General features: G+C 33.8%; 9 protein-coding genes and 1 pseudogene. All 10 read left to right on the top strand.

The window, feature by feature from the left end; genetic code table 11:
• Window positions 1-1,487, top strand: a pseudogene (locus CD116_RS07945) (BglG family transcription antiterminator); the annotation flags it as partial.
• Entirely contained in the window at window positions 1,472-1,939 is a 468-nt protein-coding gene (locus tag CD116_RS07940; protein ID WP_047448842.1) for a PTS sugar transporter subunit IIA, read from the top strand. The pseudogene CD116_RS07945 and the gene CD116_RS07940, both read left to right, overlap by 16 nt.
• A 22-nt stretch (window positions 1,940-1,961) precedes the next feature.
• A complete protein-coding gene (locus tag CD116_RS07935; protein ID WP_000815795.1) occupies window positions 1,962-2,240 on the top strand; it encodes a PTS sugar transporter subunit IIB in 279 nt (92 codons plus the stop codon).
• A gap of 117 nt (window positions 2,241-2,357) precedes the next feature.
• Window positions 2,358-3,617, top strand: a complete 1,260-nt coding sequence (locus CD116_RS07930; protein WP_047548803.1) for a PTS galactitol transporter subunit IIC — start codon at window positions 2,358-2,360, stop codon at window positions 3,615-3,617.
• Window positions 3,618-3,634: 17 nt separating this feature from the next.
• Complete coding sequence (locus tag CD116_RS07925; protein ID WP_047448847.1) at window positions 3,635-4,678, top strand: zinc-binding dehydrogenase; 1,044 nt, start codon at window positions 3,635-3,637, stop codon at window positions 4,676-4,678.
• Between the two features lie 13 nt (window positions 4,679-4,691).
• The gene (locus CD116_RS07920) at window positions 4,692-4,838 is read left to right on the top strand and encodes a hypothetical protein (RefSeq protein WP_047424105.1); all 147 of its coding nucleotides are present in this window, start codon (window positions 4,692-4,694) and stop codon (window positions 4,836-4,838) included.
• A 23-nt stretch (window positions 4,839-4,861) separates the two neighbouring features.
• Entirely contained in the window at window positions 4,862-5,905 is a 1,044-nt protein-coding gene (locus CD116_RS07915; protein ID WP_047529211.1) for a galactitol-1-phosphate 5-dehydrogenase, read from the top strand.
• Between the two features lie 506 nt (window positions 5,906-6,411).
• Window positions 6,412-7,128 (top strand): D-ribitol-5-phosphate cytidylyltransferase, encoded by a 717-nt coding sequence (locus CD116_RS07910; protein WP_047529213.1) that lies wholly within the window; start codon window positions 6,412-6,414, stop codon window positions 7,126-7,128.
• Entirely contained in the window at window positions 7,121-8,146 is a 1,026-nt protein-coding gene (locus tag CD116_RS07905; protein WP_047548799.1) for an alcohol dehydrogenase catalytic domain-containing protein, read from the top strand. Before CD116_RS07910 ends, CD116_RS07905 begins: the two co-directional genes overlap by 8 nt.
• A 21-nt stretch (window positions 8,147-8,167) precedes the next feature.
• Window positions 8,168-9,784 (top strand): teichoic acid ribitol-phosphate polymerase TarL (tarL, locus tag CD116_RS07900; RefSeq protein ID WP_240625108.1); only part of this gene is annotated, 1,617 nt, incomplete at its 3' end.

Below are 9,784 nucleotides of genomic sequence, written 5' to 3'. Positions count from 1 at the left end.
TTCTGAAAAGCCGATTTATTGATAAATCATTGAGTTCATTGCCATATGTTCTATGTGTTATTCGTAGAAGAATTCAAAATGGGCATGTCATTAATCCGTTAAATATTAATTATCGATATTTAAGGGATACGAAGGAATACGCAGCAACAGAAATTATGACGCAAGACGAACTTGGGGTACCAGAAGCGGAAAAACTATATTTAACATTGCACCTGTTATCAACTAGTGTTCAATGGACTGATTTGCAAGAATCAGATAACTTGTCGAATTTAAATGTAGCTATTGAACAAATGATTCGCCATTTCGAGCAAATAACGTTTATTAATATCGAAGATAAAGAGAAACTTTCGCATCAATTATTGTTACATTTAACGCCTGCTTTTTATCGAATTAAATATAACCTGACGGATCGCGATGAATTGATAGATCCTTTGCAAGGAAATTATAAATCGTTATTTCATATGGTGAAACAATCATGTCAATCATTAACTGAATATTTCGGAAAATCTTTGCCAGACAATGAAATTGCGTATTTAACAATGTTGTTCGGAGGTAGCTTGAGACGTCAAGATGAAAATTTTGATGGAAAGATTAAGGCAATTATTGTATGTACTCAAGGCACATCAGTATCACAAATGATGTTATATGAATTACGAAATTTATTTCCAGAAATCATTTTTTTAGATGCGATTTCACTTAGAACATTTGAAAATTACGCACTCGATTATGATATTGTCTTTTCACCAATGTTCATATTAACGCATAAAAAATTGTTTATCACAAAGGTAGCATTATCCAAAATTGAACAGCGTAAATTACGCAAAGAAGTAATGAAGTATATCAATAAAGAGTCGGCAGATATTGAAAAAGAAATTAATAAGCTAATGACGTTGATTGAACGAACTACAACTGTCAATGACATAAGTGAACTGCGTGAAGGGCTTGAAGATTTTGTTGCGAATTACAATTCTATTTCGACAATTAATGGCTCTATTGTTACCCAAAGTAAGACATTAGATTTAGTAGATTTAATACCAGCAAGACATATAGTGCGAGCACATCGTGTCCATAATATCGATGAAGCAATTACAAAAGCGAGTGACATTTTGGTCAGAAATCATTTTATTGATGAGCAGTATATTAATGAGATGCAACAAGCATTCGATGATTCGTATATGGTAATCATGCAAAACATCGCCATTCCACACGCTTATTCTGAACATTATGTTCATAAAACCGCGATGAGCATGCTCGTATTACAAGAACCTCTGCAAATGTCAGATGGCACATCGATTCATGTCATTGTACCGATTGCTGCTGTTGATAAAGTGACGCATTTAAGAGCATTACTACAATTAAGAGATTTAGCACAAAATCAAGATGCAATTAATCAAATTATTCGAAGTCGTAAAAATTATGATGTGAATCAGGTTTTAAATGCATTTTCAAATAAAGAAATGAGGGGAAATGGATGGGACACCGATTAATCCATGAAGAGAATATAATACTCAATTTGTCGGCAACTGATAAAGAATCAGTATTATCACAAATGTCAGATGTGTTGTATCAAAACGGGTTTGTAAAATCAACGTTTAAAGATGCAGTCATTCAAAGAGAGGAAGAATTTGCGACGGGATTACCGACACATCTTTGTTCAGTAGCCATACCACACACAGATGTAGAACATATTAATAATAGAACGATAGGTGTGGCTATTTTAGAAAAAGAAGTACCGTTTGTTGAAATGGGGACACTTGATCAACAGACGGATGTGAAAATTGTCTTTATGTTAGCTATGGACAAAGTAGATGATCAACTTAAGTTATTACAGCAGTTGATGCAAATTTTTCAAAGTGAAGAAAAATTAGAACAGATTCTACGAACAAATGACCGAGCAGCTTTAGCAACAATTATCAATGAATATTTGGAATATAACTAAAATAAAACTGGAGGAATTGAAAATGAAACAAGTATTAGTCGCATGTGGTGCAGGTATTGCAACATCAACAGTAGTAAATAATGCAATTGAGGAAATGGCAAAGGAACACAATATTAAAGTAGATATTAAACAAATTAAAATTACGGAAGTCGGACCTTATGAAGATACAGCGGATTTATTAGTTACAACAGCTATGACAAAGAAAGAATATAAATTCCCAGTCATTAATGCACGTAATTTTTTAACTGGTATCGGCATTGAAGAAACAAAACAACAAATTTTAACAGAGCTACAAAAATAGTACGGATTGATTTGTGATTATGGTCAATGACATTTATTTATATGCAATTTGCATATAAATAACCAACACAATTCAAATGTAGTGTAAGTATGTAGATATAACAGGGAGGGTTTAAATATGAGTTACTTCACTGATTTTGTAAGGGGATTTTTAGATTTAGGTGCAACTGTTATTTTACCGGTTGTCATATTCTTGCTTGGACTATTCTTTAGACAAAAAATTGGAGCAGCATTCAGGTCTGGTTTAACTATAGGTGTGGCTTTTGTAGGGATTTTCTTAGTCATCGATTTATTAGTGAAAAACTTAGGGCCAGCTGCACAAGCAATGGTTAAAAATTTAGGTGTCAGTCTGAATGTAATTGATGTAGGTTGGCCAGCAACGTCATCTATTGCATGGGCATCTTCAGTAGCAGCATTTATTATCCCACTCGGCATTGTAGTCAACGTTGTATTGCTAGTAACTAAAATGACTAAAACGATGAATGTTGATATTTGGAATTTTTGGCATTACACATTTACAGCAGCAATGGTATATGCTGTATCAGGCAGTATTTGGCAAGCGTTATTAGCAGCAGTTATTTTCCAAGTTATCTGCTTAAAAGTAGCAGATTGGACTGCACCAATGATGAGTGAATTTTTTGATTTGCCAGGTGTATCGATTGCAACGGGAAGTACAATCTCTTATGCACCAGGTATCTACTTAGTTAAATTATTACAAAAAGTACCTGGTCTGAATAAATTAGATGCAGATCCTGAAACGATTCAAAAGCGTTTTGGCGCATTTGGAGAATCGATTTTCGTTGGTTTGATTTTAGGATTGGGAATTGGTTTGTTAGCAGGCTATAAACCTGGAGATGTTATTAATTTAGGTATGTCAATGGCAGCGGTTATGGTGTTAATGCCTAGAATGGTAAAAATCTTAATGGAGGGTTTAATGCCTGTATCAGAATCCGCAAGAACATGGTTGAACAAACGCTTTGGAGAACGTGAAATTTATATTGGTTTGGATGCAGCAGTAGCTTTAGGTCATCCAGCAGTTATTTCGACAGCATTAATTTTAGTTCCTATCACTGTGTTGTTAGCAGTCATTTTACCAGGGAACCAAGTACTACCATTTGGTGACTTAGCAACGATTCCATTTGTTGTAGCATTTATCGTTGGTGCTGCAAGAGGTAATATTATCCATTCTGTTATTGTAGGTACGATTATGATTGCTATCTCATTATATATTGCGACAGACGTTGCACCAATTTTTACAGATATGGCGAAAGGTACCAATGTACAAATGCCTAAGGGATCATCTGAAATTTCAAGTATAGACCAAGGCGGTAATATTGTTAACTATCTTATTTTCAAACTATTTAGTTTATTTAATTAAAAATCGAGGTGTTTGTGGTGAAAGCTTTAGTAAAAACAAGAGAAGGACATGGTAACTTAGAACTTCTTGATAAAGAAGTGTCAACACCGCTAGATGATAAAGTGAAGATTAAAGTACATTATGCAGGAATTTGCGGTACAGATATTCATACGTTTGAAGGACATTATAAAGTCAATTTCCCAGTAACATTAGGGCATGAATTTTCTGGCGAAATTATTGAAGTTGGCGAAAATGTTAAAGATTTTAAAATTGGTGACCGTGTTACATCTGAGACGACATTTTATGTTTGTAACGATTGTGACTATTGTAAATCAAAAGATTATAACTTATGTAATCACCGAAAGGGTATCGGGACACAAGTAGATGGTGCATTTACAAACTATGTGATTGCACGTGAAGAAAGTTTGCATCATATACCAGATGCAGTATCATACCAATCTGCTGCTATGACCGAACCATTAGCATGTGCACATCATGGCGTTTCTAAGATTCAAGTCAATTCAGGCGATGTAGCAGTTGTGATGGGACCTGGGCCAATCGGATTACTCGTAGCACAAGTGTTGAAAAGTAAAGGCGCAGTTGTAGTGGTAACAGGTTTAGATAATGACAAAGTAAGGTTAGATAAAGCTGAACAATTGCACATGGATTATGTTGTTAATTTGCAACAAACAGATTTAAAAACATATATCGATAACCTGACAGATGGTTACGGTGCAGACGTTGTTGTTGAATGTTCAGGTGCAGTACCAGCAGCACGTCAAGGTTTAGATATTTTGCGCAAAAAAGGATCATATAGCCAGATTGGTATCTTTAAAGATGCTGAAATCCCATTTGATATGGAAAAAGTGATTCAAAAAGAATTAACAGTTGTCGGTAGCAGAAGTCAAAAACCTGCTGATTGGGAACCTTCATTACAACTGATGGCAGATGGGTTGGTTGATGCTGAAGCATTAGTGACAAATATATATGACATTTCACAGTGGGATGATGCTTATTATCATTTAAAATCTGGTGAGGGTATTAAAGCACTACTAAAGCCACTCGATTTCGATAACAATTAAGGAGTGAATCAATATGGTTGAATCAATGTTAACATTTATGCTTGGACCATTGAGACAAATTACTGATTTCTACATGGAACATTTACTTGTAAGTAATTCCATCGTCATTGCAGGTTATTTTGCAACAGGAATTATTAAAAAGAATAAAGTTGTGAATTAAATCAAATTTGAGGTGGTTTACAAGTGAAAGCTTTGAAATTATATGGTGTGGAAGATTTAAGATATGAGGATTGTGCTAAGCCAGACATTGAGGAATCGAATGATGTTGTTGTTAAAGTTAGAGCAACTGGTATTTGTGGTTCAGATACATCGCGTTATAAAAAGATGGGACCGTATATTAAAGGTATGCCATTTGGTCATGAATTTTCAGGTGTTGTAGAAGCAATTGGTAGTAATGTTACGCATGTAAAAGTCGGTGATAAAGTAACTGGGTGCCCAGCGATACCTTGTTACGATTGTGATTTTTGTTTGAAAGGTGAATTTTCACGATGTGAACAGCTATATGTCATTGGTTCTTATGAACCTGGGTCATTTGCGGAGTACGTGAAATTACCTGCACAAAATATTATAAAGGTACCTGAAAATGTTGATTTTATAGAAGCGGCAATGATCGAACCTTCAGCAGTTGTAGCTCATGGATTTTATAAGACGAATATAAAACCAGGGATGACAGTTGCAGTGATGGGATGTGGCAGCATTGGATTGTTAGCAATTCAATGGGCACGCATTTTTGGTGCTACACATATCATTGCTATAGATATAGATGCGCATAAATTAGATATTGCGAAATCATTAGGTGCACATCAAATAATTAATTCGAAAGATGTAGACCTTGAGGCATTTATTGAAAATAATTACGCAAACCAAATCGATTTAGCGATAGAATCTTCGGGTGCAAAAGTAACAATTGGTCAAATACTGACGTTACCAAAAAAAGGTGGCGAAGTAGTACTATTAGGCATTCCTTATGATGATATTGATATAGAAAGAGTACACTTTGAAAAAATTTTACGTAACGAATTAACGGTATATGGTTCATGGAACGGTTTGTCTAGTCATTTTCCAGGACAAGAATGGACAGCGACATTAAGTTATATGGCAACGAAAGATATAAATGTTAAGCCAATAATTTCACATTATTTACCTTTAGAAAAAGGACCAGAAACATTTGATAAGTTAGTAAATAAAAAAGAAACGTTTGATAAAGTGATGTTTACTATATATTGAAGAATATAATTTGATGAGATTTCTATTTTGCAAGAATTGTAGATACCATATTCAAGGTTCACTTTTTGATGAAGTGTTGATTTAAAACAGCCGGTTCACTTGTATAACATATACTTGTGAATCGGTTCATTCTATGTAAAATAAGCTTCTGAATATGACGTTTTCCATATTTTTAATACTGAAAATCGGGTATCGCCGTATAATAAGATAAATTTATTATAATATGTGTTAAAATAAAGGCAGTAATAATGAATTTGAAAATAAATAAGCATGAGCTTTATGAACAATGAAATATCGTCAGCGTTAATAATTAACTGCACGACATAACAGCTTAGAATTGTCAGTTACAAAAATATTATTTTTATCAAAAATTATCACACTATTGTGACAACTAAGTCGCAATACAATAATGATGAGATACGGTATATCATGTACTGAATTAAATCAAGAATAGATAGTCGGTAACATTTGATAAAAAATGATGTAATGACAGAATGGAGGACAACATGATTTATGCAGGTATTTTAGCAGGAGGTATTGGCTCAAGAATGGGAAATGTCCCATTGCCAAAACAATTTTTGGATATCGATAACAAACCGATTTTAATCCATACAATTGAAAAGTTTGTTTTAGTGAATGATTTTAAAAAGATAATTATTGCGACGCCAGTACAGTGGATTTCACACACACAAGATATTTTAAAGAAATATAGTATTACTGATGAACGCGTCAAAGTCGTTGCTGGTGGTACAGATCGTAATGAAACAATCATGAATATCATTGAGCACATACGTAATAATCATAGTGTTAATGATGACGATGTGATTGTGACACATGATGCAGTAAGACCATTTTTAACACAACGTATTATTAAAGAAAATATTCAAGTGGCTGTGGAACATGGTGCCGTAGATACGGTAATTGAAGCTATTGATACAATTGTGATGTCTAAAGATAGGGAGTATATACACAGTATTCCAGTGCGCAATGAAATGTATCAAGGTCAAACACCGCAATCTTTTAACATTAAACTATTACAAGAGAGTTATGAAGCCTTAAGTGATGCTCAAAAAGAAATACTTTCAGATGCATGTAAAATTATTGTCGAATCAGGTCATGCAGTTAAATTAGTACGTGGTGAATTATACAATATTAAAGTGACAACACCTTATGATTTAAAAGTAGCAAACGCCATTATTCAAGGTGATATTGCCGATGATTAATCAAGTATACCAACTCGTCGCACCGAGACAATTTGATGTTACATATAATAATGTTGATATTTATGATAATCATGTCATTGTACGACCGTTATACTTGTCAATCTGTGCAGCAGATCAAAGATATTACACAGGTCGTAGAGATGAAAATGTACTGCGCCAAAAATTACCAATGTCATTGGTTCATGAAGCTGTTGGTGAAGTTGTATTTGATAGTAAAGGGGTATTTGAAAAAGGTACGAAAGTAGTTATGGTACCGAACACGCCTGTAGAACAACATGATGTTATAGCTGAAAACTATTTAACTACTAGCTATTTTAGATCAAGTGGTTATGATGGTTTCATGCAAGATTATGTGGTAATGGCGCATGATCGAGTTGTTCCATTACCTGATGATATCGATTTAAGTACGATTTCTTATTCAGAATTAGTTTCAGTAAGTTATCATGCCATTCAACGATTTGAACGTAAATCCATTCCATTGAAAAATAGTTTTGGTATATGGGGCGATGGCAACTTAGGTTATATTACAGCTATTTTGCTTCGTAAGTTATACCCAGAAGCTAAAATTTATGTATTTGGTAAAACAGACTACAAATTAAGTCATTTTTCATTTGTAGATGAAGTTTATACAATAAATCAAATACCACATGATTTTATGATTGACCATGCATTTGAATGCGTTGGGGGCAAAGGTAGCCAAGTAGCACTTCAACAAATCGTTAAGCACATTTCAGCAGAAGGCAGTATTGCTTTGTTAGGTGTGAGTGAATTACCTGTAGAAGTAAATACACGTTTAGTGCTTGAAAAAGGCTTAACGCTAATTGGTAGTAGTCGAAGTGGTTCTAAAGATTTCGAGCAAGTAGTTGATTTATATCGTAAATATCCAGATATTGTTGAAAAATTAGCACTGTTAAAAGGACATGAAATCGATGTACGTACGATGCAAGATATCGTTCAAGCATTTGAAATGGATTTATCGACATCTTGGGGAAAAACAGTGTTGAAATGGACGATTTAACAAACCTATGGGGGAATGACAATGACAAAAATGAAACAAGCAATACATATTGACAAAATATACTGGGAACGTGTGCAGTTATATATTGAAGGACATAGTGAAGGTTTAGATTTTAAAAGTGGACAATTTGTACTAAGAAATTTAACTGAGACGAAGACGTTAGAAGCGAATGAAACAGTTATAGATGGAAATGCATTTAAATGTAGATTTAATGTTGCAATTTTAGATGATGGCTACTATTTGCCTATGGATAAATATTTATTTATCTATCATGAACAATTAGATTACATTGGACAACTAAATCCAAATATTACTGATCAAGCTTATTCATCTTTAAACGAGGAACAGATTGAAGAATATGATGAGCTGACGACGCAAAATGGGAAAATCAATTATTTATTAGCGAATGAAACTAAAGTATTTCGCAAGGGTGGCGTGTCACAACATACGGTTTACACAATTACTCCAGAAATAGCGAGTGATGTAAATGAATTTGTATTTGATATTCAGATTACTTTTCCACAAGAAAAATCAGGGATGATAGCAACAGGTGCGCACTGGATTCATAAACAAGGACATAAAGCATCATTTGAAAGTCGTAGTTTTTTATTCAAAGCTATTTTCAATATTACAAAATTACTTCATATTAAAAGAAGTAAGACGATATTATTCACATCAGATTCAAGACCGAATTTATCTGGGAACTTTAAATATGTATATGATGAATTGCTACGCCAAAAAGTAGACTATGATTACGATATACAGACGGTATTTAAGGCAAACATTACAGATAGACGTAAATGGAAAGATAAATTCCGATTACCTTATTTGCTTGGTAAAGCAGATTACATCTTTGTTGATGACTTCCATCCGTTGATTTATACCGTACGTTTTAGACCGTCACAAGAAATTATTCAAGTATGGCATGCAGTTGGTGCTTTTAAAACGGTTGGATTTAGTCGTACTGGTAAAAAAGGTGGACCATTTATAGACTCGTTAAATCATCGTAGCTATACAAAAGCTTATGTATCATCGGAAACTGATATTCCATTTTATGCTGAAGCGTTTGGTATTAAGGAAGAAAATGTTGTGCCAACTGGTGTGCCACGTACAGACGTATTATTTGATGAAGCGTATGCGAAACAAATTAAACAAGAGATGGAAGAAGAATTGCCAATCATTAAAGATAAGAAAGTCATTCTTTTCGCACCAACATTCAGAGGTAGTGGACATGGTACAGCACATTATCCATTTTTCAAAATAGACTTCGAACGTTTAGCAAGATACTGTGAGAAAAATAACGCGGTTGTATTATTTAAAATGCATCCGTTTGTAAAAAACAGATTGAATATTTCACGTGCACATCGTAAATACTTTGTAGACGTCTCAGATTATCGAGAAGTTAATGATATACTCTTTGTCACAGATTTATTGATTAGTGATTATTCATCATTAATATATGAATATGCAGTATTTAAAAAGCCAATGATTTTCTATGCATTTGATTTAGAAGATTATATTACAACGCGTGATTTCTATGAACCTTATGAATCATTTGTTCCAGGTAAAATTGTACAATCATTTGATGACTTAATGGATGCTTTGGACAATGAAGATTATGAAGGAGAAAAAGTTGTG

This window comes from Staphylococcus schweitzeri, from assembly GCF_002902405.1.
Classification (GTDB): Bacteria; Bacillota; Bacilli; order Staphylococcales; family Staphylococcaceae; genus Staphylococcus; species Staphylococcus schweitzeri.
The sequence above is the reverse complement of the archived record's forward strand: the minus strand, read 5'-3'. Positions and strand labels throughout refer to the sequence as shown.